This is a genomic window from Marinobacter sp. UBA3607, from assembly GCF_002375525.1.
GTDB classification, from domain to species: domain Bacteria; phylum Pseudomonadota; class Gammaproteobacteria; order Pseudomonadales; family Oleiphilaceae; genus Marinobacter; species Marinobacter vinifirmus.
Genome location: NZ_DFLY01000008.1, coordinates 108,326 through 132,495, shown reverse-complemented (window position 1 = coordinate 132,495; position 24,170 = coordinate 108,326). Strand labels below are relative to the sequence as shown.

Below are 24,170 nucleotides of genomic sequence, written 5' to 3'. Positions count from 1 at the left end.
AGGCAGGTAACACTGCAACAAAGTCTCAGTTACCGACGATACCCGGTTCTTGCTCCAGCTCCACCCCGAACTTGTTCCGCACCGATTCCCGCACCTCCTGCGCCAGTGCCAGGATGTCCTGCCCGCTGCCCCCGGAATGATTGATCAATACCAGGGCCTGGCGGTTATGCACACCGACCGTTGCGTTTCGGCAACCCTTCCAGCCGGCCTGGTCGATCAGCCAGGCTGCCGCCAGTTTGACGCCTTCAGCGACCGGGTAGGACACCACGTCCGGAAAACGGCTAACAATGTCTTCAAATTGCGCCTGGCTGACCACCGGATTCTTGAAGAAGCTTCCGGCATTGGGCAGCACAGCCGGATCCGGCAGTTTTCGGCGGCGAACTGCCATCACCGCTTCTGCCACAGCCAGGGGCGTCAGTTGATCGGTGTCCTCGCTTCCCAGGTACTCCTGCAAGTCACGGTAACCGAGCTTTATCGGCTCGGTTCGGGACAGGGCCAGGCGGATTTCAAGAATTATGTAACGACCGGGCTGATGCTTGAACAGGCTGTCCCGGTAGGCGAACTCGCAGTCGGCTGCCGGTAACTCGACCACTTCCATGGTCGTGCGATCCAGGGCCGTGACCGTTTTCAGGGTGTCGCACAGCTCCACACCGTAGGCGCCAATGTTCTGGACAGGCGCGGCCCCGGCGGTTCCCGGAATCAGTGCCAGGTTTTCGATACCCCGGTAACCGGAGCGGGCCGCATACAGCACCGCATCATGCCAGTTTTCCCCGGCCGCCAATACCAGTACCGCGTCAGCTTCCCGCACCTGCTCCCAGGTACGACCCCGGAGCGCCATGTGCAGCACCAGACCGTCAAAGTCCCCGGCGAAGACCAGGTTACTGCCACCACCGAGCACCAGCGTTTGCTGGCCATTCTTGCGGGCCCAGTCAAGGGCCGCTTCAAGCTCGTCGGCGGTGGTAATGTCCGCAAAATAACGGGCCTTAGCCGGCACTGCCAGGGTGTTCAGGCCTTGCAGGCTGACCTGCTCACGGATCTCGGGCAGTCGGCTCAAGCCAGCCGCTCCCGGATGGATTCCAGCAGCCCTTCGCTGGCCTCATGGATCAGGTCCAGCACCTGCTCGAAGCCGTCCTCACCGCCGTAGTAGGGGTCTGGCACCTCGGCATGGCCGGATCGACCGAACTCCAGGAACAGCCGGGGCTCTGTGCCACCGTTCTGGTTCCAGATATCCCGTACATCGGCCAGGTTGGAACGGTCCATCACCAGCACATAGTCAAACCGGTCAAGATCTTCGGCCTGGATCTGCCGCGCCCGAAGCTCCGCAATATCGACGCCGCGACGCTCCGCTGCGGCGGTGGCGCGGGCATCCGGGGCCTTGCCGATGTGCCAGTTACCGGTGCCGCAGGAATCAATATGCAGGCTTTCCAGCAAGCCCTGTTCTGCGGCCAGCTGCCGGAATACGCCCTCCGCGCTCGGCGAGCGGCAAATGTTACCCAGGCAGACAAACAGAACGCTGACTTTTCCGGATGCAGCATCAGACATAGCGCCCTCCCGCTTCAAGCAATGCCCGAATCCGGGCCAAGTCTTCTTCGGTGTCCACGCCGGCCGCCGGTGGCCGTTCGGCAATGTCCACATGGATACGGGCACCGTTGTAAAGCGCCCTCAGTTGTTCCAGCGCCTCTACCTGCTCGGTAGGCGCAGGCGGCCAGGTGACGAACTGCCGCAACACGCTGGCGCGGTAACCATAGATGCCGATATGGCGGAAATAACCCACACCGTCGGGCAGGTCTACATCCACCGCTGGCGCATTGGCCGGCCAGAAATCCCGGGCCCAGGGAATGGGCGCACGGCTGAAATAGTGGGCCATACCACGGGCGTCGAACACCACTTTCACCACATTCGGATTAAACACCTGGCGGGCATCGTGGAGCCGCTCGCACAACGTAGCGATCTCGGCTTCCGGGTACAGCTCCAGGTTCTCGGCCACCTGGTTGATCAGGGCCGGTGGAATCAGCGGCTCGTCGCCCTGTACATTCACCACCCGGTGGTCGGCATCGAGCTCAAGCTTGCGGGCCACTTCTTCCAGCCGGTCGGTGCCACTGGCATGGTTCGGTGAGGTCATCACCACCTCGGCCCCGAACCCCCGGCAGGCTTCTTCAATGCGGGCATCATCGGTGGCAACCACCACGCGGCTGGCACGGCTTTCTGCCGCCCGTTCGCACACATGCTGGATCATCGGCTTGCCGGCTATCATTGCCAGGGGCTTGCCGGGCAGTCGACTGGAAGCGTAACGGGCCGGGATAACAACGGTGAAAGACATGGACTACCCCGTACAGATCAGTGCTTGTCGAGACGTTCGTCGGTGCGCAGGGTCCGTGCCTCAACCGCCAGCATCACCGGAATACCCTCACGGATCGGGAATGCCATGGCATCCTGGTAACAGATCAGTTCGGTGCGGGCTTCGTTAAGCTTGAGTTCACCCTTGCAGACCGGGCAGGCCAGCAGGCCCAGCAGTTTTTTATCCATGGTCAGATCTCTCGGTATCATGTGGTTTAAGCTGCCCGGAACACTCCCTGAGCCGCTCGATAAAACGTTGTTCAAAAGGTTCCGATACCCGGGCCTCTACCGTCAACACCCAGGCATTGTCCGGGGCAAAACCGTGACACTTCACCGCATCCTTGGCGGTCATCACCAGCCACTCCAGGGCGCCGGAGGCCAGGTCTTCCGGGCGGAAATGGTGATGGTCAGGAAATGGCACTTCATTCACGTGGGCACCCAGGCCACGAAGCGTGTCGAAGAATCGCCCGGGGTTGCCGATACCTGCTACCGCCCGTACCGGTTTGCCTTTCAGCTTTTCCGGGGGCACGGTCTCACCGGAATTCAGGTTCACCAGGGCGGAGGACACCAGCTCCATGGCATGGATATCCGGATGGTCAACGCCGGCAAAGCTGTCCAGGGTCTCACCTGCTTCGGGGAATCCGGCGCCGTTAAGGATGACAAAATCGACACTGCCCAGGCGCTCGACCGGCTCCCGCAATGGGCCTACCGGAATAATCGCACCGTTGCCGATGCCCCGCCGGGCATCAAACACCGCCAGCTCGATATCTCTTGGCAGCCGGTAGTGCTGCAGTCCGTCATCGCAGATCAGCACGTCGCCCAGACCGTTCTCCAGTGCCCAGGCAGCGCCCCGGCACCGTTCCGGATCCACCACCACCGGGCAACCGGTTGCCTGGGCCAGCATCAGGGGCTCATCACCGCTCACACCCGGCGAAGTGCCTTCACTGACTAACAGGGGGTAGTGATTGCTTTTGCCGCCGTAGCCCCGGCTCAGAATGACCGGTTTCCAGCCTTCCTGCTTCATGCGCTGCACCAGCCGGGCGGTCAGGGGCGACTTGCCGGTACCGCCGGCGGTGATGTTACCCACCACCACCACGGGTACCGGGAGGGATTCGTTACGGGCCTGCCAGGCCTTCCGGCGCCGGGATTCCGACACCGCCCGATACAGCCAGGCCAGTGGCGTCAGCAGGGCCAGTGGCCTGCCCCGCCCGTACCAAAGCCGATCGACCAGGCTGGTACTCATGCCTGCTCGCTGAACTGAATCTGGTGCAGCTGGGCATAGGCGCCATCGGCCGCCAGCAGCTCGTCGTGGTTACCGGATTCAACGATGCGGCCCTTGTCCATCACCAGGATCCGGTCGGCTTTCTCGATAGTGGAAAGACGGTGCGCAATCACCATCGTTGTCCGCCCTTCCATGACCGTTTCCAGCGCTTCCTGGATATGCCGCTCAGACTCGGTATCCAGCGCCGAAGTGGCCTCATCCAGAATCAGGATCGGCGCGTTCTTCAGCAGCGCCCGGGCAATAGCCAGCCGCTGTCGCTGACCGCCGGACAACATCACACCGTTATCGCCGATCATGGTATCCAGCCCTTCCGGCATGCGGTCGATGAACTCCAGGGCATGGGCCTTGGCCGCTGCTTCCCGGATTTCCTCACGGCTGCAATCCCGCAACGCACCATAGGCAATGTTGGCGGCGATGGTGTCGTTGAACAGCACCACGTTCTGGTTTACCAGGGCAATCTGCGAACGCAGCGCCTGCAGGGAGAATTCTTTCAGGGAATGGTCGTCGATGCGGATATCACCGCCGGTGAACTCGTAGAACCGGGGCAACAAACTCACCAGTGTGGACTTGCCACTGCCGGAGCGCCCGACTAGGGCAACGCTCTGGCCCGCCGGAATGCTCAGGGAAATGCCTTCCAGTACGTTATCCAGCTGGTCGCGGTAGCGGAAAGATACCTGGTCAAACTCGATACGGCCTTCCACCCGCTCCGGCGCGAATCCGCCACGGTCTTCTTCCGGCTGTTCGTCCATGGTTTCGAACACGTCGTAGGCGGCGGCCACACCCTTCTGGATCTTGGCGTGCACCGAGGTTACCTGGCGGATCGGCTTCGCCATGGTGGTTGCTGCAGTGATAAAAGCAACCAGTTGTCCGGTGGTCATTTCACCACGAATTTCCGGGGCCAGCATGGTCCAGACCAGGGCCGCAATGGCAACCGCCACCAGCACCTGGATCACCGGCACACTGATGGCCTGGGTAGAAGCCATTTTCAGGCTCTGCTTCAGGTTGCGCTCGCTGACATCGCGGAAACGCTCCCGCTCGTAGTCTTCGCCACCAAAGGTACGCACCACCCGGTAACCGGTGATGGACTCCGAGGCCACGTGGGTAATATCACCCATGGAGCCCTGAATGCGCTTGCTGATCCGGCGGAAGCGTTTACTGGCATAGCTGACCACGAAACCGATCACCGGCCCTACGGTGAGGAACACCAGGGTCAGTTTCCAGTTGGTGTACAGCATGAAGCCCAGCAAGCCGACAATGGTCAGGCCTTCGCGCAGGGTAATGGTGATGGCATTGGTAGCCGCTTCCGCCACCTGCTCCACGTTGAACGTCAGCTTGGACACCAGCCGGCCGGCGGCGTTGTCGTCGAAGTAACGGGATGGCAGGGTCATCAGCCGGTCAAAGACATCGTTACGCAGGGCGTTGATGACATTACGGCCCACATAGCTGATGAAATACTGACTGAAGAAGGTACCCAGGCCGCGCAGGGCAAACACACCAACGATCAGGCCGGTCAGGAGCATCCGGTTCTGGTCGGTGGGGTTTTCGATGGCGGTGATCACATACTCCATGGCTGCCGCCATACCGGTAGACGCCGCCGCGTAGATAATGTTGCCCAGCACCGCCAGCGAAAAGGCCAGCCAGAAAGGTTTTACGTAGGTGAGCAGGCGCTTGTAGGTTGTCCAGCTTCCAACCGGCGGAGCTTTGAGCGGTTCCGGCCTTACATCGATCACTGGCTGTCAGCCTCCCGCTCTGTGGTTATGCTCAGTTTCGCAAACCCCAGGCGACCGGCCACATCCATGGCGCGCACAACAAATTCGTGGGGAGTACGGGCATCTGCCGTGATGATAAACGGCAGGTTGCTATCTCCCTCAGCCAGTTCCCTGACACCCCGCTCCAGGGTCTCGCGCCGGTTGTTCACCAGTGTCCTGTCATTCAGGATGTACTGGCCTTCGGCATTGATCACCACGTCAATCTGGTGCACTTCAGACGGCGTTGCCGGATCACCACTGGCTTGCGGCAATTCCACTTCCAGGTGGCTCTCCCGGGTGAATGTGGTGGATACCATAAAGAAAATCAGCAGCAGGAACACCACGTCGATCAGTGGCGTCAGGTCTACCCCGACTTCCTGGCTTCGTTGGCGCTTGAACTTCACTGTGTTCAGGCTCCTTCCACGTCGATTTCACGGTCACCATGAACCACTTCCACCAGTTTTATGGCTTCCTGTTCCATGTTAACCACCAGCTCGTCAACGCGGCGGATAAAATAGCGATGGCAGATCAGCGCAGGAATGGCAACGCTCAGGCCTGCAGCCGTGGTAATCAGGGCTTCGGAAATACCGCCTGCGAGGTTGCCTGCGTTACCGACACCGGCCAGCTGGATCTCGGCGAACACTTTGATCATGCCGATAACCGTCCCCAACAGGCCCAGCAGCGGGGTAATGGTAGCAATGGTTCCCAGCGGGTTCAGGAACCGTTCCAGCTCGTGGATAACCTGGCTGGCTTCGTGTTCGATGCTTTCTTTCATGACCTCACGGCCATGCTTGGCATTGATCAGACCACCGGCCAGAACCCGGCCCAGCGGAGAGGAGCCCTGCAGGGCTTTGAGCTTGCGACCGTTAAGCTCTTTTTTCTTGATCCAGCGCCAGAGCTCATTGATCGATTGCGGCGGCGCTACGCGGGAAGCACGCAAAGACCAGAATCGCTCCAGAACGATGGCAAGGGCCAGAATGGAACAGGCAACAATAGGCACCATCAGGATGCCACCGGCTTTCAACAGCTCGAACACGCTTGATCTCCCTGATTAATTACAAGCCGCGCTACTTTAGCATAGCTGCCGGTGCAGGCCACACCCGGAATGTCACGGTATATTACATTGGTCACGGGCCAGGCCCGGAGCGGCTACCCAGAAGGGTGCGGAATGGCGGATTTCTTCGATTTCCGGGCCTGTCGCCGGCAAGGTAATGGCAATCTGACCGGAACAGGCTGTATTCAACGCCCGGGCTCCAGCCTGGCGATAGCGGGCCGTCACCTCCGGATGGGGGTGTCCGAAACGATGGCGATATCCGGCGGTGTAGATGACCTGGTCGGGCCGCAGAGTCTCAACCCAGCTTTCTGACGACGAGGTTTTGCTGCCATGGTGGGGTGCCAGCACCAGGCGGTGGGCCGGCTGCCGGTGGAACCAGTCCAGCTCCGGGTCCGCCAGCATCCGGGCTTCTACCCCGTCGCTGATATCACCGGTCAGCCAGATCTCGGTATCGGACAACCCATGGCTTACCCGGAGCACGCAGGATGCATCATTACCCGCCCTTGCATCCGGCGCTTGCCAGAATGCCAGCTCCAGGTCTCCCCAGTGCTCAGCGACTGCCGGGCAGTCATGCACAAGGCGCAGGCCGTCCAAATTCCCGGATAACTCCCCGGCTTCACCGCTGGATATCCTCACCACATCGAAGGTATCGAGCAACACAGGCAAGCCGCCGGCATGGTCGTTATCGGCATGGCTCAGCACAAGGTGGTCTATCCGCCGGATACCCCGGGCGCTCAGCTCCGGTATCAACACCGAATCGGCCGCAGAAAACACGCCTTTCACCTCCGGGCCGGTGTCATAGAGCAGAACCTTGTCATCCACCCGGATCAGAACTGACAGCCCCTGCCCCACATCCAGGATGCGAATTTCCGGAACCGCCACTGACGAGTTCTCCGGCTCGCGATGGTACAGCGCCGCAAGACTCCATAAGGCGATGGCAGCGAATGCCGCGGGCCGGAACCCGGGCACCGGCAGCCGGATCATGACAACCACCACCAGTACCAGCAAGCCGGATTGCGCAACCTTGCCTCCTCCGGGCACAGGCCAGTCCAGCACCCGGACCCACTCAAGCCAGCCCCAGAGCAACGCCAGTGCTCCGTCCATCAGCACCATCGCGAAGCCCGACAACCCGCCGCCGGACAGCATCGACAGCAATGCACCCACAAACAACACCGGCATCACCACCAGGGACACCCAGGGAATGGCCAACAGGTTGGCCAGCAATCCAGCCACCGGCTGGCCCAGGCCGAAGTGCGACAGAACCGGCCACAAACCGGCGAACACCGCAAACTGCGCGAGCACCAGGCCTTTCAGCCAGCCCGGAGTTGCTACCCTGCCGGCAAACACCAGCAACAACACCGCCACTGCACCAAAGGAAAGCCAGAAGCCCTGATCCAGCGGCGCAAATGGATCCAGCAGCAACACCAGGAACAGAGCCGTCACAAAGGGTTGCCAGGCACTGGCTTCCCGCGCCATCAACAGATACCAGCCACCCACAACCACCATGATCAGGGCCCGGCGGGTAGGTACCGTAAACCCCGCCAGCAGGGCATAGGCCAGGCTGCACAGCATCACCAACGCAAACACCGCCACCCGGCCTTGATAAACGGACACCCACCCCGATGGCACCAGCAACAACAGCCGGCGCCCGAGCAACCCCACGGCTACCGCCACCAAGCCCAGATGCAGGCCGGAAATAGCCACCAGGTGAATGGTGCCGGTGGCTTTCAGGGTCTCCCAATGGGCGTTTTCCAGATGCCCTCGGTTACCGATCAGCAGCGATGCAATCAGGGGAAACTGTTGCGCCTCACCAAACCAGCCTTCCACCACAGCCGCCACCGACTGGTGCCAGGCCCGGTATTGGCAGTGCCAGCCACAGGCAAGCCCGGGCTCCGGGGCAACGCTCCTGACGCTTCCAGTGGCCCGGAAGCCGTTCCGGAACAACCAGTCCTCGTAGCGAAAGCCGGCCTGGTTCAGGTTGCCGTGGGGGCGTTTGAGGACGACTTCCAGGCGCAGCCGGTGGTCAGGCAGGTCTTTACCGTCACGCCCGTACCAGGCCAGCCGCAGGGTTTCCGGCAAGCGGGTGCCTTCGGGCACTGCCGCAGGTTCGTACCAGCGCTCGACACAGAAATTGAAACGGAGACTGCCAAAGCTGCCCGGTTGAGGAAGGCTGCACAGATGACCGGAAACTTCCACCTGCTCGCCCTCAAGCCCCTGGGGCAACCGCTCCGCCAGGCGCCCATCGGCATACCAGGTGGCCCAGAGCAGGCCCAGAAACCCGAAACAGAGCAATAAACAGAGACTGGAAAACCGGCTGCCCCGACCCCAAAACGCGGCGGCACCAACCATGAAGGTAAGCACAAACAACCATGTATAAGGTGGTAAGACTATCAGCCAATACAGTAAGATAACGCCGCTAGAGAAGGCGACCATGCAGGATGCGGCCAGCGCCGGTTTTATGCGCTCACAGCCGTTATGAACTTGCCCGGACACTCCCTGTCCTCCTCTGGTAAAAGCTGACAATTTCCGTTTGTCAGTGGTGTTTCACTGCAACGCAACAGGCCGAACTTCCAATGCCGAAGAAGTTCATGAAACGGTATTTGCCCAGCCCCGAGAGAGTGCGCGCCATGCGTTCGCTGCACTTTCTGGGCGATATCCTCCATGAACCCAACCTGTGGCACATCAACCGGCATTGCGTAGCACGGGCGTTCCTGGTCGGCGTCTGGTTCTGTTTTATTCCTATGCCCTTTCAGATGCTGGCCGCGGCCTTCTGTGCCATCTGGATCAACGCCAACCTGCCCTTGTCGGTGGCACTGGTGTGGATCAGCAACCCGCTGACCATGCCGCCCATGTTCTATTTCAACTACAAACTCGGGGCCTGGCTGCTGGATCGCCCGGTGCTCGACTTTGAATTCGAACTTACCTGGCACTGGATCAGCCACCGCCTGGTGGACATCGGCATTCCGCTGTACCTGGGGTCACTGATCATCGCCACCCTCTGTGCCTGCCTCGCCTATCTCGGCATCCAGTACCTGTGGCGGCGAAAAATCCGCACCGACTGGCGCCACAGACGCATAGCCAGGCGCGCTGGCCGCGCGCCCGGTAATCAGACTTCCTGAACCAGCCGGCCCTGTTCCAGGCGCAACACCCGCCCCAGGCTCCGGGCCATGGTCATATCGTGTGTCACCATGATGAACGCGATGCCGGACTGATCACGCAGTTCCTCGATCAAAGCCCGAACCCCCTCACCGGTGTGCTGGTCCAGGTTACCGGTAGGCTCGTCCATCAACACGCAATCCGGCTCGTTCACCAGGGCACGGGCAATGGCCACGCGCTGGCGCTCTCCGCCTGACAGTTCACCCGGCTTATGACGAAGCCGCTCCGCCAGGCCCACACGCCCCAGAAGCGCTTCGGCTTTCGGAAGGGCCTGGGCCGGCGACAAGCCACCCAACACACAGGGCAGCATCACATTCTCCAGTGCGGAGAATTCCGGTAACAGGTGATGAAACTGATACACAAACCCCAGATGGCGATTACGGAAGCGGGCCCGGCCGGCTTCCGAGAGTTTGTGAATGTTCTGGCCACAAATCTCGATCTGGCCGGACGAAGGCTTGTCCAGCCCACCCAGCAGGTTCAGCAAGGTGGTCTTGCCAGCGCCGCTGCTGCCGACAATGGCAACAGTTTCTCCGGGCGTCACCTCCAGCGAGATATCGGAGAAAATCGTGAGCTTCTCCGGGCCCTCACTGTAGGTTCGGGTTACCTGCCGGCAGTCGATCACCAGAGGCTTGCCTGCCTCGTTCGCTGTGACATCACTCATAGCGCAAAGCCTCCGCCGGTTCGACCCGCGATGCACGCCAGGCCGGGTAAATCGTTGCCAGCAGGCTCATGGCAAGGCCGGCACCGCTGATAATAAACACATCCTGCCACTGCAACTGCGATGGCAGATAGCTGATGAAGTACACATCCGCACTCAGGAACTGGTGCCCCATGGCGCTTTCCAGCCAGGCAATAATGCCGCTGATGTTGAGTGCGCCCAGCACGCCCAGGGTGGTGCCGACCAGCGTACCGAACACGCCGATTACCGCCCCCTGGATAATGAAAATGCGCATGATCCGGCCCGGAGTGGCCCCCATGGTGCGCAGAATGGCGATGTCGGCCGTTTTATCCGTTACCACCATCACCAGGGTGGACACAATATTGAAGGCAGCCACCGCCACAATGAACATCAGCAACAAGCCGATCATGGTTTTTTCCATGCGGATAGCCTGGAACAGGTTGCCGTGGGTGCGGGTCCAGTCGGATACGTAATAGCGGCCACCCAGCTCCTGGGCCACCTGGTTAACCACACGGGGCGCGGCAAACAGATCATCCACCAGCAAGCGCACACCTTCCGCCTTGCCACCGGTGCGCATCAGTCGCGCAGCATCGTCCATGTGGATCAGGGCGTAGTTGCCATCGAGTTCTGCGCCGACACTGAAAATACCCTTCACGGTGAAGCGTTTGAGCCTGGGCAACACACCGGCCGGAGTCACCGACGCTTCCGGCAACACCACCGTCAGCTTGTCGCCAATCGCCAACCGCAGGCTGTTTGCCATCAACCGGCCGATAATGATGCCGAATTCACCGGACTTGAGATCGTCCAGCCCACCTTCAATAAAGTGGTTCTCGATAATCGAAACCGAGGCTTCTTGTTCCGGCAGAACACCGCTGAGCATCACCCCGCGTACATTGCCACCACCGGTCACCATGCCCTGCCCCTGGATAAACGGCGCAGCCGCCAGCACCCTGGGGTGTTCCTGCACCAGCTGGTCAATCTGCTGCCAGTCTTCCAGCGGGCCATTGGCGCCCTGAATGGTCGCGTGGGGCACCATGCCCAGAATTCTCTGCTTGAGCTCCCGGTCGAAGCCGTTCATCACCGACAACACAATAATCAGCACCGCCACACCCAGCATAAGGCCGATCATGGAGGTCAGGGAAATAAAGGAAATAAAGTGATTGCGCCGTTTGGCGGCCGTGTATCGCAGGCCTATATAAAACGATAAGGGTCTGAACATTAGGAGGTGCCTGTCGCCACTTTCAGAGGGGTAGATGCCGGCGCGCATTATCGCCTTGGATCAAAATGCGTTGCAACCGCACCACCCGCCGCACCATGGCCGGCAGGCTGCCCGCAAAATTACGCCCGATGTGATCCAATGACTGAAAACACGGGGGCAAACCGGATAAACTCTCGAAAATATACTGACTTTTGCTAATATTTTCGGGATATTACGTTTTATACACATTCCGTGGACACACCACAGCATTCCGGCATCAGTGGAGAGCCATCTATGAACAACAAACGGAACCTGATCGCTGCCTTTACCATGGCCGCAGCAGTGGCGGTTGCAGCCCTGCCCCAGGCCCACGCAGAACAACTGACCGTCCCGGTTGGCAGCCAGGCCGACCGCAGCCTTGTCAAACTGCCGGCCAACGGCATGACCGGGGGTTCCGTGCAAAGCCGCTGGGGTGCCCCTATGGAGATTCGGGGCCCGGTTGGCCAGCCACCGATTACCCAGTGGCACTACCAGGACTTCGTGGTGTACCTGGAACACGACCGGGTTATCCATGCGGTCATGAAGCGCCGCAAATAACCGGTCGGGGGCAATACACCGGTTTTTCATTGCCCATGTCCTGACGTTGCCTTAGCGGTCAGATAGAATGACTGCTTTTTGCGAACCAAGGTGGCAGATAACAGTGACTTCCAGACGAGTGTTGCCTGCGGAATGGGCTCCCCAGAGCGCAGTAATGTTGACCTGGCCTCACCCCGGAACCGACTGGGCCCGGATGATGGCAGATGCAGAACAGGTCTTCCTCGACATCGCCAAAGCGGTACTGCGCTTTGAACATTTGGTAATCAGTTGCGAGTTTGTGGCCGGGCTGCAAAAGCTGGGGCAGGAACTGAACCAGTACGCTGAAGACAACCATCTCCCCGGCCGCGTTGTGGCCGTACCGGCCCCGGCCAATGACACCTGGGCACGGGACCACGGCCCCATTACCGTTACCGATGCTGACAGCGCCACGCTTCTGGATTTCAGCTTCAACGCCTGGGGCGGCAAATTCCCCTGGGAGAAAGACAACGCCCTCAACCGACACCTGGCCAATGCAGGCGTATTCGGCAAGACACCGATGCAAGCAGTGGATTTTGTCCTGGAAGGCGGCTCCATTGAATCTGACGGCCAGGGCACCATCCTGGCCACCAGCGAATGCCTGCTGACCCCCACCCGCAACCCGGACCTTGATCGCTCAGACATCGAACATCGGCTCTCCGAGTTGCTGGGCGCAGACCGCATATTGTGGCTCAACCACGGCTACCTGGCCGGCGACGACACCGACAGCCACATCGACACCCTCGCCCGCTTCTGCGCCCCGGACCACATCTGTTATGTCACCTGTCCGGATGTGGCAGACGAACACTACAGCGCCCTGGCCGCCATGGAAGAGGAACTGCAGGAGTTCCGCCAGCAGGATGGCAGCCCCTACAAGCTGACCGCCCTGCCCTGGCCCGATGCCATCTATGACGAAGAGGGCGAGCGCCTGCCGGCCACCTATGCCAACTTCCTGATTATCAACAATGCAGTTCTTTTGCCGGTCTACGATGTGCCGCAAGATCCGGAAGCCATTCGCATCATGGGTGAGATCTTCCCGGAGCGGGAAATTATTCCCGTTAACTGCCGCCCACTGATCCACCAGCATGGCAGCCTGCACTGTGTCACCATGCAGATTCCTGCCGGAGTCGTTTCCCTATGAGCCAGCTGAAAATCGCTGCTATCCAGCAAAAGTGCAGTAACGACAAAGCCGCCAGCCTGGCAACCTCCGAAAAACTGGTGCGGGAAGCCGCCACCGGGGGGGCGCAACTGGTGGTACTGCAGGAGCTGCACGCCACCCTGTATTTTTGCCAGACCGAAGACACCGCCGTTTTCGAACTCGCCGAACCCATTCCCGGCCCCACCAGCAACCGCCTGTCGGAGCTGGCCAGGGAGCTGGGCATTGTGCTGGTAGGCTCTATCTTCGAACGGCGGATGAACGGGGTGTATCACAACACCTCGGTGGTGTTTGATACCGACGGCAGCCTGGCCGGGATCTACCGGAAAATGCACATCCCGGACGACCCGGGCTTCTACGAAAAGTTCTATTTCACCCCGGGCGACGCCCGCTTCAACAATGGCGACAGCGGCTTTACCCCGATCAATACCTCCGTCGGCAAGCTCGGGGTATTGGTGTGCTGGGACCAGTGGTACCCGGAAGCCGCCCGCCTGATGGCGCTGGCCGGCGCGGAAATCCTGATCTATCCCACGGCCATCGGCTGGGATATTACCGACGAAGCCGACGAACAGGCCCGCCAGCTGGAAGCCTGGGTGACCGTTCAGCGGGGCCACGCGGTGGCTAACAACCTGCCGGTGATTGCCCCCAACCGGGTGGGCACTGAACCCGATCCGTCCGGCCAGGGCGATGGCATCCGCTTCTGGGGCAACAGTTTTATCTGCGGGCCCCAGGGCGAATTCCTGGCCCGGGCCGACGATGAAAGCGAATGTATTCTGACCGCCACGCTGGACCGCGACCGGACTGAATCCGTCAGGCGTATCTGGCCGTATCTTCGGGATCGGCGCATTGATGCCTACGACGACATTCTCAAACGGGTACGGGACTGAGGCCTGCATGAAACAGAAAATGGACAGCGTGGTTGCCGAGCTCAACAAGATCTTGCTGGGCAAAGACAACCAGATCCGCCTGGCCCTGTGTGGCCTGCTGGCCCGCGGCCACCTGCTGATCGAAGACATCCCGGGCATGGGCAAGACCACACTCTCCCACGCTCTGGCAAAGATCATGGGGCTGAGCTATCAACGCATCCAGTTCACCAACGACCTGCTACCCGCGGATGTTCTGGGTTACTCCATGTACGACCGTGAGGCCGGCAGCCTGGTGTTTCACCCGGGCCCGATCTTTGCCCAGGTGGTACTGGCAGACGAAATCAACCGGGCCTCGCCCCGCACCCAGAGTGCGCTGCTGGAAGCCATGGAAGAGCGCCAGGTATCCATTGAAGGCGAAACCCGGCCACTGCCCTCTCCGTTCTTTGTGATTGCCACCCAGAACCCCATTGAACAGGGTGGCACCTTTCCGCTGCCGGAATCCCAGCTCGACCGCTTTCTGATGCGACTGCAACTGGGCTACCCGGATCCGAAAGCGGAACGGGAGCTACTGGAAGGCGAAGATCGCCGGGCCATCACCGGGCGGCTGCAGGCCATACTGCCCCAGCCGGAGCTGGAAGCGGCTCAGGCCGCCGTCGAAAAAGTCGGCGCCAGCCCTGCCCTGCTGGACTATCTGCAGCGACTGCTTGAACAAAGCCGGCGCATGCCGGGCCTGGTCTACGGCCTGTCGCCGCGAGCCGGCCTCGGGCTGTTAAGGGCCGCCAAGGCCTGGGCGCTGATGGCAGGGCGTGACCACGTGCTGCCAGACGACGTCCAGGCAGTGTTCCCCTCCGTGGCTGAGCACCGGCTTGAGCAGGGCGAATCCGGCAAGAGCAAGGATCGGGTGCGACAGCTGCTGACCACGGTCTCGGTACTTGAATAATCCGGCTCCGGCCTCATACATCCAGATTACATATCACATACCAGCGAGATTCCCATGAGCGAAACACAGCACTCCCGACTGATCATTCTTGGTTCCGGCCCCGCAGGTTACACCGCAGCAGTCTATGCCGCCCGCGCCAACCTGAACCCGACCCTGATTACCGGCATTGAAGTGGGTGGACAGCTCACCACCACCACAGACGTGGACAACTGGCCGGGTGACAACGACGGCGTTCAGGGCCCGGAGCTGATGCAGCGCATGCAGAAGCACGCCGAGCGCTTCGAAACCAGCATCGTGTACGACACCATCAATGAAGCCGACCTGCAGAACCGTCCGTTCCGCCTCAAGGGCGACAACGGCGAGTACACCTGCGATGCCCTGATCATCGCCACCGGTGCCTCGGCAATGTATCTGGGGCTCGAGTCCGAAGAGAAGTTCAAGGGCCAGGGCGTATCAGCTTGCGCTACCTGCGACGGCTTCTTCTACCGCAAGCAGAAAGTCGCTGTGATCGGTGGTGGCAACACCGCCGTTGAAGAAGCCCTGTACCTGTCGAACATTGCCGATGAAGTGACCCTGGTGCACCGCCGTGACAAGCTGCGCTCCGAGAAAATCCTGCAGGACAAGCTGTTCGAAAAGGCCGAAAACGGCAACGTGAAGATCGTCTGGAACCACACCCTGGATGAAGTACTGGGCGACGGCACCGGTGTAACCGGCATGCGCATCAAGAGCACCGAAGACGGCAGCACCCGGGACATCGACCTAGCCGGCGTATTCATCGCCATCGGCCACAAGCCGAACACCAGCCTGTTCGAAGGCCAGCTCGACATGGACAACGGCTATCTGCGTATCCAGTCCGGCCTGAACGGCATGGCCACCCAGACCAGCATTCCGGGCGTATTCGCCGCCGGCGACGTAGCCGACCACGTATACCGCCAGGCTGTTACCTCCGCCGGTTTCGGCTGCATGGCCGCCCTGGATGCCGAGAAATTCCTGGACCAGCAGGACTAAACGGCCGACACGGAATGACCTCTCTACCCTGGCTGGAGCCGGAGGAACTCTGGTTCCCTCCGGCCGACGAAGCACTGGACGATCCGGACGGTCTTCTCGCCGTGGGTGGCGACCTGTCCCGGGGCCGGCTCCTGCTGGCTTACCGGAACGGCATCTTCCCCTGGTTCAGCGACGACCAGCCCATTCTCTGGTGGTCCCCCAATCCCCGTTGCGTCCTGTTTCCGGACGAAGTCCACGTATCCCGCAGCCTGCGCCGCACCCTGAACCAGCACCGGTTCGAGGTTACCGCAGACCGATGCTTCAGCCGCATCATCCGGTTGTGTGCCACCACCCGCGCCGAAGGCACCTGGATTACCGACGACATGATCCAGGCCTATACCGACCTGCACCGGCACGGCACCGCACACTCCATCGAAGTCTGGAACCGCAACGGCGAGCTGGCCGGGGGTATGTACGGCATTGCCCTGGGACGCTGCTTCTTCGGTGAATCCATGTTTTCCCTGGAAACCAATGCTTCCAAGGTTTTGATGGTGCACCTGGCCCGCCAGCTGGCACAATGGGGTTACAGACTGATGGATTGCCAGGTCGAAAGCGACCATCTGCTCAGCATGGGTGCGCGAACTATTCCCAGGGGCGAGTTTTTATCTATACTCGGGAAGTACGTGGATCAAAAACCGGAAAAGGAAGACTGGGCCTTCAACTGGCGCTGGCCCGGGCCGGAGGAATGAATGAGCAATCTCAGAACGCTGGTCTTCTTCGCAACGCCGCCCCACGACTGCAGCTACCTGCCGGATCGCGAAGCCACCACCATGTTTGTGGACCCGAGGGCCAACGTCGACAAGAAACTCTACAGCCAACTGACTGCACTGGGCTTCCGGCGCAGCGGCTCCCACTATTACCGCCCACACTGTGAACATTGCAATGCCTGCGTGCCGGTACGCCTGAAGGTAGATCAGTTCCAGCCGGATCGTAACCAGCGCCGTGTCTTGCGCAAGAATGAAGACTTGTCGTGCCGGCTGGTGCCCGCAGCTTTCAGCGAGCGTTATTACCGGCTGTACGCCCACTACATTGAAGAGCGCCACCGGGATGGCGATATGTACCCGCCCTCCAGGGAGCAGTTCACATCGTTCCTGGTAGACGGCGCTACAGACTCCTGGTTCCTGGAAATTTCCCTGGGAGACGAACTGGCCGGCCTGGCAGCGGTCGACCTGCTGGATGACGGCTTGTCCGCCATCTACACCATTTTTGCTCCGGAACTGGAAGACCGGAGCCTGGGCACCTTTGCCGTACTCTGGCAGATTGAAGAAGCCCGGCGCCGCGGCCTGCCCCATCTGTACCTGGGTTACTGGATCCGGGAATGCCGTAAAATGAACTACAAAACCCGTTTCAAACCCATCGAAGCGCTGCGCGACGGGCACTGGCGAGAACTGCAATCAGACTGACTTTTGCCAAACGGCAAGAATTCAGGCAGAATTGCGCAATTTAAAATCACCGAAAAGCATTCCGAACGAGGTTTCTACTGAATGGCGAAATCAGATGTCATTGAAATGGAAGGCGTTATTATCGACACCCTTCCCAACACCATGTTCCGCGTTGAGCTGTCCAACGGCCACGTTGTGACTGCCCACATCTCAGGAAAAATGCGCAAGAACTACATCCGCATCCTGACCGGAGACAAGGTCAAGGTTGAGCTGACTCCCTATGACCTGAGCAAGGGCCGCATCGTATACCGCGCCCGTTAATCTGCTCGAGTGACATCTGAAAAGCCCCGCAAGTGCGGGGCTTTTTTGTTGCTTCAGAGGGCTTCTGCCGGCTCGTTCTCGTACTCGAACACCAGCTCGTCGCCTTTCAGGTGGATGAACACATCCCCACCCTTCTCTGCCAGGCTTCCGAACAGGATCTGCTCGGCCAGTGGCCGCTTGATCTTGTCCTGGATCAGACGCGCCATCGGGCGTGCGCCCATAGTCACATCGTAACCCTTCTCGGCCAGCCACACCTTGGCAGCTTCATCCACATGCAACACCACGTGTTTCTCGTCCAGTTGCGCCTGCAACTCGGTGAGGAACTTGTCCACCACATGGGTAATGGTGGCCTTCTGCAGGTCAGCAAACTGGATAATGCCATCCAGGCGGTTACGGAACTCCGGCGTGAAGGTCTTGCTGATCACTTCCATGCCGTCAGTACTATGGTCCTGCTCGCTGAAGCCGATGGAACGGCGAGCCATGCTCTCGGCGCCGGCGTTGGTGGTCATCACCAGGATCACGTGGCGGAAATCCGCCTTGCGGCCGTTGTTATCGGTCAGGGTACCGTGGTCCATCACCTGCAGCAGCAGGTTGAACACCTCGGGATGCGCCTTCTCGATTTCATCCAGCAGCAACACACAGTGCGGATGCTTGTTGACCGCCTCGGTCAGCAGGCCGCCCTGGTCGTAACCGACATAGCCCGGAGGCGCACCGATCAACCGCGATACAGTATGGCGCTCCATGTATTCGGACATATCGAAGCGAACCAGTTCGATGCCCAGAACCTTGGCCAGCTGCTTGGTCACTTCCGTCTTGCCAACACCGGTCGGCCCGGCAAACAGGAAGGCACCTTCCGGCTTCTCCGGCGCTTTCAGGCCGGCGCGGGCCAGCTTGATGGCCGTGGCCAGGGATTCGATGGCCGGATCCTGCCCGAACACCACCATTTTCAGGTCCCGCTCCAGGTTACGCAGCAGGTCTTTGTCGCTGGTGGAAACGTTCTTCGGCGGAATGCGCGCAATATTCGCCACCACGTCTTCGATATCCGAAACTTCGATGGTCTTCTTGCGCTTGTCTTCCGGCTGCAGCCGCTGCCGGGCCCCGGCTTCGTCGATCACGTCAATGGCCTTGTCCGGCAGGTGGCGATCGGTGATATACCGGTCTGCCAGCTCTGCAGCCACGCGCAAGGCCTGGTCGGTGTAGGTCAGGTCGTGGTGTTTCTCGAAATTCGGCTTCAGGCCTTTGAGAATCTGGTAGGTATCTTCAACACTCGGCTCGTTCACATCGATTTTCTGGAAGCGACGGGCCAGGGCGCTGTCTTTCTCGAAGATTCCCCGGAATTCCTGGAACGTTGTCGAACCGATGCAGCGCAGTTCGCCGGAACTGAGCATCGGCTTGAGCAGGTTCGAGGCATCCATCACACCGCCGGATGCCGAGCCGGCACCAATGATGGTGTGGATCTCGTCGATAAACAGGATGGCATGATCCTGTTTTTTCAGGTCGCTCAGCAGGCCTTTCAGGCGCTTTTCGAAATCACCGCGGTACTTGGTACCGGCCAGCAACGCGCCCATATCCAGGGAATACACCACCGCATCGGAGATGATATCCGGCACCTGGCCGTCAACAATGCGCTTGGCCAGGCCTTCGGCGATGGCGGTTTTACCGACACCGGCCTCGCCCACCAGCAAGGGGTTGTTCTTGCGGCGGCGCACCAGGATCTGCACCACCCGCTCCACTTCGTGCTCGCGGCCGATCAACGGGTCTATCCGGCCCTGCCGTGCCTGTTCGTTCAGGTTGGTTGCGTAGCTGTCCAGCGGGCTGGACTGGCTGCCTTCTTCTCCGGCTTCTTCGTGGGCAGAGTGATCCATCCCGTCCTGGTCCTCTGCACCCTGCACCCGGGAAATTCCGTGGGAGACAAAGTTGACCACATCGATCCGGGCAATGTTCTGCTTCTTCAGCACATACACCGCCTGGCTTTCCTGCTCACTGAAGATCGCCACCAGTACGTTGGCGCCGGTGACTTCTTTCTTGCCGGAAGACTGCACATGGAATACCGCCCGCTGCAGCACACGCTGGAAGCCCAGTGTCGGCTGGGTTTCGCGTTCACTGTCGGTGCTCGGTATCAGAGGTGTGGTTGAATCCACGAATTCGACCAGCTCTTCCTCGAGCCGCTGGAGGTCTGCACCACAGGCTTTGAGAACGCCCACCGCCGATTCGTTGTCGAGAAGGGCCAACAACAAATGCTCCACGGTCATAAACTCATGACGCTTGTCCCGGGCATTTTTGAAGGCCGTATTCAGCGTAATTTCAAGATCTTTGCTCAGCATGGGCCACCCCGCCGTCTATCAGTCAGCACGTTCAATCTCACAAAGGAGCGGATGCTCACATTCCGAAGAATACTGATTCACCTGTGCCGCCTTTGTTTCTGCGATGTCACGGGTATATACCCCACATACGGCTTTTCCCTGCGTATGGACGAGCAGCATCACCTGCGTCGCCTTTTCCTCATTCATTCCGAAGAACTTCATCAATACTTCCACCACGAAGTCCATGGGTGTGTAATCGTCGTTCAGGAGCACCACCCTGAATCGGGCCGGGCGCTTCAGGGCAGGCTTTTCAGGCGCAACACTGACCCCCTCATGGCGCCCTGGCTGTTCGTCCTCCCCCTGATTGAATACTAGTAGAGAATTCTTAATTGTCCGCATGGTTCTGTTTACCGGTTATTCGGTTTCCTGACTAAATGTGGTTGCCCGACTGCGGCTTTTCAAGCCGGAAGCGGAGCAAGCGTGCGTTATTTATCAATACGGACATGATACAGCTTCCAGACCTGCTTCAACCACTCATTCACCCCGTCAGAACTCTTGACTCAGACGCCGGATTGGCAGAGAGTTAACCTGCATTGTAAAACAATGTAAATAAACGCAAGACTTATGTAACCAGAAGCAACACTCGCACAACGCTCAATCCAATAATAAGACAGACAGGGAACAAGGGAGTTCATCATGCCAAGAGGCAAAGTCAAATGGTTCAACAACGCCAAGGGATACGGCTTTATTATCGAAGACGGCTGCAGTGACGATCTGTTCGCCCATTTTTCTTCGGTACAGATGGAGGGTTATAAAACCCTGAAGGCGGGCCAGTCGGTCACCTTCGACAAAAAGCCGGTCGAAAAAGGCGTTCACGCCATCAACATCGTACCCGATGAAGCGCCAGCAAAGCGGGAACCGGGCCAGGAGTCCAGGCAAGGCGGCGAGTCCCCGGATAGCGGGCTGTCAGGCCACTCGGGGTATCCTCCGAGAGCTGTTAACGGCTGAGACAGTCGCGGCGATTATTTCCCCGATTCCTGCCGGGTAGCCGGCAGGCCGTGTTTTTTTGTGCTTTTTCCGGAATTCCGAATCCTTTAGGCTTGCCACTCCTCCGTATTACCAACAGGAACCGTGCATGGCCGAGCTGATTCTGTTCAACAAACCTTTCCAGGTGCTGAGCCAGTTCACCGATGACCGCGCCGGACAACCCCGCGCAACCCTTGCCCAATGGATCAAGAAACCCGGTTTCTACCCCGCCGGCCGGCTGGACTATGACTCCGAAGGCCTGTTGCTACTGACCAACCACGGCGCGCTGCAGCACCGGATCGCCTCCCCCGCCAACAAAATGCAGAAAACCTACTGGGTACAGGTTGAAGGGGAAATCTCCGACGATGCAATCGGACAACTGTGCAGCGGTGTCGAACTGAAAGACGGTCTGACCCGCCCCGCCAGCGCCAGGCGGATAGCAGAACCGGAGGTCTGGGCCCGGGTACCTCCGGTGCGTTACCGTGAATCCATCCCCACCAGCTGGCTGGAACTCACCATTACCGAAGGCCGTAACCGGCAGGTGCGGCGCATGACAGCCGCTGTGGGCTACCCTACCCTGAGACTGATCCGCTACCGGATAGGGGACTGGACACTGGACGGCCTGAAACCCGGCCATTTCCGCCTTGAAACCATTCACTTGCCAGACACTCCGCCGGCTGGCAAGCAAAACCCACGCAAGGCCAAGCCCGGGCGCCGCACGACCAACAGGAGGCCAAGCCGAAAATGACCTGGAAACCCCATGCCACCGTGGCCGTTGTGGCCGAAGACGAACAGGGCCGCTTTCTGCTGGTTGAAGAAGAAAGCCACGGCAAAGTCGTTTTCAACCAGCCTGCCGGGCATATCGAGGAAGGCGAAGCCATTCTGGATGCAGTCCGGCGCGAAGCACTGGAAGAAACCGGCTGGCAGGTTGAGCCGGAGTCCTTCCTTGGCGTTTACACCTACAAGGCCCCGGCCAACGGCGTTACCTACTACCGCTTCTGTTACGCCGCCAAAGCCGTCAGGCAAATCACCACCGAGCTGGATACCGGCATTATCGCCCCGCACTGGCTTACCCTGGACGAAATCCGCAACCTGGGCACCCGGCTGCGCAGCCCGCTGGTGCTGCAGTGCATCGAGGATTACCGAAACGGCCGGCGATTCCCCCTTGAAGTGGTGGTCGACGGACAGACGTAACCGCCACAAGATGGTAAAATCGCCCCTTTTCAGCGGTAACCCGGAAAACCAATGACCCAGACTGCAGAACCCAAGACTCCCCAGAATACCCGCGTGATCGTCGGCATGTCCGGCGGCGTGGACTCCTCCGTAGCTGCCTGGTTACTGAAAGACCAGGGCTACCAGGTGGAAGGCCTGTTCATGAAGAACTGGGATGAAGACGACGGCACCGAGTACTGCACTGCCATGACAGACCTGGCCGATGCCCAGGCGGTGGCCGATGCCATCGGTATCAAGCTGCACACCGCCAGCTTTGCCGCCGAATACTGGGACCGGGTGTTCGAGCATTTCCTGTCCGAATACAGCGCCGGGCGCACCCCGAACCCGGACATCCTGTGCAACAAGGAAGTAAAATTCCGCGCTTTCCTGGATTACGCCGTCACCCTGGGCGCCGACTACATTGCCACCGGCCACTACACCCGCCAGCGCCCCCTCAACGATGGCAGTGGCAAAGCGCAACTGCTGAAGGGACTGGATCCGAACAAAGACCAGAGCTACTTCCTGCACGCCGTCTCCGGCGACCGCATCGCCCGCACCCTGTTCCCGGTGGGCGAACTGGAAAAGCCGGAAGTACGCCGCATTGCCGAAGCCCAGGGCTTTGTAACCCACGACAAGAAAGATTCCACCGGTATCTGCTTCATCGGCGAGCGCAAGTTCACCGACTTCCTGAAGCAATACCTGCCGGCCCAGCCCGGCAACATTGAAACGCCGGACGGCAAGGTGATCGGCAAGCACCAGGGACTGATGTACCACACCATTGGCCAGCGCCAGGGTTTGGGCATTGGCGGCCTGGCGGAGTTTGGCGATGAACCCTGGTACGTCGTAGAAAAAGACCTGTCCCGCAACGTGCTGATCGCCGTTCAGGGCAAGAACCACCCGCTACTGTTTTCCCGGGGCCTGGTCTCCGGCCCCATCGACTGGGTCGCGGGCGAACCGCCGGCACAGCAGTTCCGCTGCAAGGCAAAAACCCGTTACCGTCAGCCGGATCAGGACTGCGAAGTCACGGTCATCGACGGTGGCGTGAAAGTTGTCTTTGACGAGGGCCAGCGTGCAGTCACACCCGGGCAATCCGTGGTGCTCTATCAGGGCGAGGTCTGCCTGGGCGGCGGTGTGATTGAAGAAACCTGGCGCGATGGCGAACCCCTGCCCGCCCGCCTGGCTGCGGAAGCCGACGCATGAGCCGTTCCCTGCACGACCAGACCCTGGCCCTGGCGGGTATCTTTCAGGCAGCCGCGCTGGTGCGGGAAATTGCCCACACCGGCTACTGCAACGAAGCGGCCATGGAAACCTGCATCCGCTCGCTGTTTGCCACAGATCCCGAGACCACGCTGGATGTTTACGGTGGTGAGTTGTCCGACATCCGCAATGGCCTGGAGGTGCTGTCGACCGTATTCGCCCAGCAAGCCCGCCCGCAGGACGCAGAGGTCCTGCGCTATGTGCTGAACCTGATCCACCTGGAATCCAAGCTCAAGCGCAAGGGCGATGTGATGGATGTGCTCGGCAACCGCATTGAGCAGGCCCGCCACACCGCCAGCCATTTCGGTTACACCCACAGCAACCTGCTGAGCAACCTGGCATCCGTATACAGCGACACCATCAGTACCCTGGGCCCGCGCATCCAGGTCAGCGGTAACCCCAACATGCTGCAGCGGGAAGACAACCAGCACAAAGTCCGTGCCCTGCTGCTGGCCGGCATCCGTTCGGCTGTACTCTGGCGCCAGAGTGGCGGCCACCGCTGGCAACTGATCTTCAAGCGCAAAAAAGTGATCCTGCACGCTAGGGAGCTGCTGCGCTGATTCGCAGCGCCCTCTGGTGTATCATTAACGCCTT

At 60.1% G+C, this 24,170-nt stretch carries 27 protein-coding genes; 14 read left to right on the top strand and 13 right to left on the bottom strand.

Going from position 1 to position 24,170, the window contains the following annotated elements:
• Positions 1-25: 25 nt before the first annotated feature.
• The 9 genes from murB to B2589_RS02275 form a co-directional block, all read right to left on the bottom strand.
• Positions 26-1,054, bottom strand: coding sequence for a UDP-N-acetylmuramate dehydrogenase (gene murB / locus B2589_RS02315; RefSeq protein WP_286815476.1), 1,029 nt, complete (start codon positions 1,052-1,054; stop codon positions 26-28).
• A complete protein-coding gene (locus B2589_RS02310) occupies positions 1,051-1,542 on the bottom strand; it encodes a low molecular weight protein-tyrosine-phosphatase (RefSeq protein ID WP_022989127.1) in 492 nt (163 codons plus the stop codon). Before B2589_RS02310 ends, murB begins: the two co-directional genes overlap by 4 nt.
• The gene (gene kdsB, locus B2589_RS02305; RefSeq protein WP_094624176.1) at positions 1,535-2,320 is read right to left on the bottom strand and encodes a 3-deoxy-manno-octulosonate cytidylyltransferase; all 786 of its coding nucleotides are present in this window, start codon (positions 2,318-2,320) and stop codon (positions 1,535-1,537) included. Before kdsB ends, B2589_RS02310 begins: the two co-directional genes overlap by 8 nt.
• A 17-nt stretch (positions 2,321-2,337) precedes the next feature.
• Positions 2,338-2,526 carry a Trm112 family protein gene (locus B2589_RS02300; protein WP_286815475.1) on the bottom strand — a complete coding sequence of 63 codons (189 nt, stop codon included), beginning with the start codon at positions 2,524-2,526 and terminating at the stop codon, positions 2,338-2,340.
• The gene (gene lpxK / locus B2589_RS02295; protein WP_286815474.1) at positions 2,519-3,580 is read right to left on the bottom strand and encodes a tetraacyldisaccharide 4'-kinase; all 1,062 of its coding nucleotides are present in this window, start codon (positions 3,578-3,580) and stop codon (positions 2,519-2,521) included. Before lpxK ends, B2589_RS02300 begins: the two co-directional genes overlap by 8 nt.
• Complete coding sequence (msbA, locus tag B2589_RS02290; protein WP_286815473.1) at positions 3,577-5,349, bottom strand: lipid A export permease/ATP-binding protein MsbA; 1,773 nt, start codon at positions 5,347-5,349, stop codon at positions 3,577-3,579. Before msbA ends, lpxK begins: the two co-directional genes overlap by 4 nt.
• Complete coding sequence (locus tag B2589_RS02285; protein WP_058340703.1) at positions 5,346-5,771, bottom strand: ExbD/TolR family protein; 426 nt, start codon at positions 5,769-5,771, stop codon at positions 5,346-5,348. Before B2589_RS02285 ends, msbA begins: the two co-directional genes overlap by 4 nt.
• 5 nt (positions 5,772-5,776) lie before the next feature.
• Entirely contained in the window at positions 5,777-6,403 is a 627-nt protein-coding gene (locus B2589_RS02280) for a MotA/TolQ/ExbB proton channel family protein (RefSeq protein ID WP_022989133.1), read from the bottom strand.
• Positions 6,404-6,475: 72 nt separating this feature from the next.
• Positions 6,476-8,854, bottom strand: a complete 2,379-nt coding sequence (locus B2589_RS02275; RefSeq protein WP_286815485.1) for a DNA internalization-related competence protein ComEC/Rec2 — start codon at positions 8,852-8,854, stop codon at positions 6,476-6,478.
• A 140-nt stretch (positions 8,855-8,994) separates the two neighbouring features.
• Here B2589_RS02275 and B2589_RS02270 point away from each other — a divergent pair, with 140 nt between their 5' ends.
• Positions 8,995-9,540, top strand: coding sequence for a DUF2062 domain-containing protein (locus tag B2589_RS02270; RefSeq protein WP_094624180.1), 546 nt, complete (start codon positions 8,995-8,997; stop codon positions 9,538-9,540).
• On the opposite strand, the gene B2589_RS02265 is transcribed toward B2589_RS02270, so the two are convergent.
• On the bottom strand, positions 9,528-10,238 hold the full coding sequence (locus B2589_RS02265) for an ABC transporter ATP-binding protein (protein WP_022989137.1): 711 nt from the start codon (positions 10,236-10,238) through the stop codon (positions 9,528-9,530). The genes B2589_RS02270 and B2589_RS02265 overlap by 13 nt on opposite strands.
• Positions 10,231-11,475 carry a lipoprotein-releasing ABC transporter permease subunit gene (locus B2589_RS02260; RefSeq protein WP_058340026.1) on the bottom strand — a complete coding sequence of 415 codons (1,245 nt, stop codon included), beginning with the start codon at positions 11,473-11,475 and terminating at the stop codon, positions 10,231-10,233. The genes B2589_RS02265 and B2589_RS02260 overlap by 8 nt, the downstream gene beginning before the upstream one ends.
• Before the next feature lie 273 nt (positions 11,476-11,748).
• Here B2589_RS02260 and B2589_RS02255 point away from each other — a divergent pair, with 273 nt between their 5' ends.
• From B2589_RS02255 to infA, 8 genes are all read left to right on the top strand, one after another.
• Positions 11,749-12,051, top strand: a complete 303-nt coding sequence (locus B2589_RS02255) for a hypothetical protein (RefSeq protein ID WP_286815472.1) — start codon at positions 11,749-11,751, stop codon at positions 12,049-12,051.
• Positions 12,052-12,154: 103 nt separating this feature from the next.
• Complete coding sequence (locus B2589_RS02250; RefSeq protein WP_286815471.1) at positions 12,155-13,207, top strand: agmatine deiminase family protein; 1,053 nt, start codon at positions 12,155-12,157, stop codon at positions 13,205-13,207.
• On the top strand, positions 13,204-14,109 hold the full coding sequence (locus tag B2589_RS02245) for a carbon-nitrogen hydrolase (protein ID WP_094624184.1): 906 nt from the start codon (positions 13,204-13,206) through the stop codon (positions 14,107-14,109). The genes B2589_RS02250 and B2589_RS02245 overlap by 4 nt, the downstream gene beginning before the upstream one ends.
• A gap of 7 nt (positions 14,110-14,116) precedes the next feature.
• On the top strand, positions 14,117-15,028 hold the full coding sequence (locus B2589_RS02240) for an AAA family ATPase (protein ID WP_286815470.1): 912 nt from the start codon (positions 14,117-14,119) through the stop codon (positions 15,026-15,028).
• 54 nt (positions 15,029-15,082) lie between these two features.
• On the top strand, positions 15,083-16,036 hold the full coding sequence (gene trxB, locus B2589_RS02235; RefSeq protein ID WP_094624185.1) for a thioredoxin-disulfide reductase: 954 nt from the start codon (positions 15,083-15,085) through the stop codon (positions 16,034-16,036).
• 14 nt (positions 16,037-16,050) lie between these two features.
• Entirely contained in the window at positions 16,051-16,764 is a 714-nt protein-coding gene (aat, locus tag B2589_RS02230) for a leucyl/phenylalanyl-tRNA--protein transferase (RefSeq protein ID WP_273133035.1), read from the top strand.
• Positions 16,765-17,478 carry an arginyltransferase gene (locus tag B2589_RS02225; RefSeq protein WP_022989145.1) on the top strand — a complete coding sequence of 238 codons (714 nt, stop codon included), beginning with the start codon at positions 16,765-16,767 and terminating at the stop codon, positions 17,476-17,478.
• 81 nt (positions 17,479-17,559) lie between these two features.
• Positions 17,560-17,778 (top strand): translation initiation factor IF-1, encoded by a 219-nt coding sequence (infA, locus tag B2589_RS02220; RefSeq protein ID WP_014421226.1) that lies wholly within the window; start codon positions 17,560-17,562, stop codon positions 17,776-17,778.
• Between the two features lie 53 nt (positions 17,779-17,831).
• Here the strand turns inward: infA and clpA are convergent, their stop codons facing one another.
• Both clpA and clpS read right to left on the bottom strand, forming a co-directional pair.
• A complete protein-coding gene (gene clpA / locus B2589_RS02215; protein ID WP_022987988.1) occupies positions 17,832-20,102 on the bottom strand; it encodes an ATP-dependent Clp protease ATP-binding subunit ClpA in 2,271 nt (756 codons plus the stop codon).
• Between the two features lie 18 nt (positions 20,103-20,120).
• Positions 20,121-20,480 carry an ATP-dependent Clp protease adapter ClpS gene (gene clpS, locus B2589_RS02210; protein ID WP_022987989.1) on the bottom strand — a complete coding sequence of 120 codons (360 nt, stop codon included), beginning with the start codon at positions 20,478-20,480 and terminating at the stop codon, positions 20,121-20,123.
• A 297-nt stretch (positions 20,481-20,777) separates the two neighbouring features.
• On the opposite strand from clpS, the gene B2589_RS02205 reads away from it, so the two are divergent.
• The 5 genes from B2589_RS02205 (at position 20,778) to hflD (ending at position 24,136) form a co-directional block, all read left to right on the top strand.
• Positions 20,778-21,089, top strand: coding sequence for a cold shock domain-containing protein (locus tag B2589_RS02205; RefSeq protein WP_273133032.1), 312 nt, complete (start codon positions 20,778-20,780; stop codon positions 21,087-21,089).
• A gap of 127 nt (positions 21,090-21,216) precedes the next feature.
• Complete coding sequence (locus B2589_RS02200; protein WP_286815469.1) at positions 21,217-21,855, top strand: pseudouridine synthase; 639 nt, start codon at positions 21,217-21,219, stop codon at positions 21,853-21,855.
• A complete protein-coding gene (locus B2589_RS02195; protein ID WP_199455982.1) occupies positions 21,852-22,301 on the top strand; it encodes an NUDIX hydrolase in 450 nt (149 codons plus the stop codon). Before B2589_RS02200 ends, B2589_RS02195 begins: the two co-directional genes overlap by 4 nt.
• A gap of 51 nt (positions 22,302-22,352) precedes the next feature.
• Positions 22,353-23,519 (top strand): tRNA 2-thiouridine(34) synthase MnmA, encoded by a 1,167-nt coding sequence (mnmA, locus tag B2589_RS02190; RefSeq protein WP_286815468.1) that lies wholly within the window; start codon positions 22,353-22,355, stop codon positions 23,517-23,519.
• On the top strand, positions 23,516-24,136 hold the full coding sequence (gene hflD / locus B2589_RS02185) for a high frequency lysogenization protein HflD (protein WP_286815467.1): 621 nt from the start codon (positions 23,516-23,518) through the stop codon (positions 24,134-24,136). The genes mnmA and hflD overlap by 4 nt, the downstream gene beginning before the upstream one ends.
• Positions 24,137-24,170: the final 34 nt, after the last annotated feature.

Excerpts from the sequence above, each read along its gene's own strand:
- aat (WP_273133035.1), top strand. The coding sequence starts at position 16,051 with ATGACCTCTCTACCCTGGCTGGAGCCGGAGGAACTCTGGTTCCCTCCG.
- kdsB (WP_094624176.1), bottom strand. The coding sequence starts at position 2,320 with ATGTCTTTCACCGTTGTTATCCCGGCCCGTTACGCTTCCAGTCGACTG.
- B2589_RS02245 (WP_094624184.1), top strand. The coding sequence starts at position 13,204 with ATGAGCCAGCTGAAAATCGCTGCTATCCAGCAAAAGTGCAGTAACGAC.
- trxB (WP_094624185.1), top strand. The coding sequence starts at position 15,083 with ATGAGCGAAACACAGCACTCCCGACTGATCATTCTTGGTTCCGGCCCC.
- infA (WP_014421226.1), top strand. The coding sequence starts at position 17,560 with ATGGCGAAATCAGATGTCATTGAAATGGAAGGCGTTATTATCGACACC.
- B2589_RS02300 (WP_286815475.1), bottom strand. The coding sequence starts at position 2,526 with ATGGATAAAAAACTGCTGGGCCTGCTGGCCTGCCCGGTCTGCAAGGGT.
- B2589_RS02275 (WP_286815485.1), bottom strand. The coding sequence starts at position 8,854 with ATGGTCGCCTTCTCTAGCGGCGTTATCTTACTGTATTGGCTGATAGTC.
- B2589_RS02195 (WP_199455982.1), top strand. The coding sequence starts at position 21,852 with ATGACCTGGAAACCCCATGCCACCGTGGCCGTTGTGGCCGAAGACGAA.
- clpA (WP_022987988.1), bottom strand. The coding sequence starts at position 20,102 with ATGCTGAGCAAAGATCTTGAAATTACGCTGAATACGGCCTTCAAAAAT.
- B2589_RS02205 (WP_273133032.1), top strand. The coding sequence starts at position 20,778 with ATGCCAAGAGGCAAAGTCAAATGGTTCAACAACGCCAAGGGATACGGC.
- clpS (WP_022987989.1), bottom strand. The coding sequence starts at position 20,480 with ATGCGGACAATTAAGAATTCTCTACTAGTATTCAATCAGGGGGAGGAC.
- B2589_RS02225 (WP_022989145.1), top strand. The coding sequence starts at position 16,765 with ATGAGCAATCTCAGAACGCTGGTCTTCTTCGCAACGCCGCCCCACGAC.
- B2589_RS02255 (WP_286815472.1), top strand. The coding sequence starts at position 11,749 with ATGAACAACAAACGGAACCTGATCGCTGCCTTTACCATGGCCGCAGCA.
- B2589_RS02265 (WP_022989137.1), bottom strand. The coding sequence starts at position 10,238 with ATGAGTGATGTCACAGCGAACGAGGCAGGCAAGCCTCTGGTGATCGAC.
- B2589_RS02200 (WP_286815469.1), top strand. The coding sequence starts at position 21,217 with ATGGCCGAGCTGATTCTGTTCAACAAACCTTTCCAGGTGCTGAGCCAG.
- lpxK (WP_286815474.1), bottom strand. The coding sequence starts at position 3,580 with ATGAGTACCAGCCTGGTCGATCGGCTTTGGTACGGGCGGGGCAGGCCA.
- B2589_RS02240 (WP_286815470.1), top strand. The coding sequence starts at position 14,117 with ATGAAACAGAAAATGGACAGCGTGGTTGCCGAGCTCAACAAGATCTTG.
- B2589_RS02260 (WP_058340026.1), bottom strand. The coding sequence starts at position 11,475 with ATGTTCAGACCCTTATCGTTTTATATAGGCCTGCGATACACGGCCGCC.
- hflD (WP_286815467.1), top strand. The coding sequence starts at position 23,516 with ATGAGCCGTTCCCTGCACGACCAGACCCTGGCCCTGGCGGGTATCTTT.
- B2589_RS02310 (WP_022989127.1), bottom strand. The coding sequence starts at position 1,542 with ATGTCTGATGCTGCATCCGGAAAAGTCAGCGTTCTGTTTGTCTGCCTG.
- mnmA (WP_286815468.1), top strand. The coding sequence starts at position 22,353 with ATGACCCAGACTGCAGAACCCAAGACTCCCCAGAATACCCGCGTGATC.
- B2589_RS02270 (WP_094624180.1), top strand. The coding sequence starts at position 8,995 with ATGCCGAAGAAGTTCATGAAACGGTATTTGCCCAGCCCCGAGAGAGTG.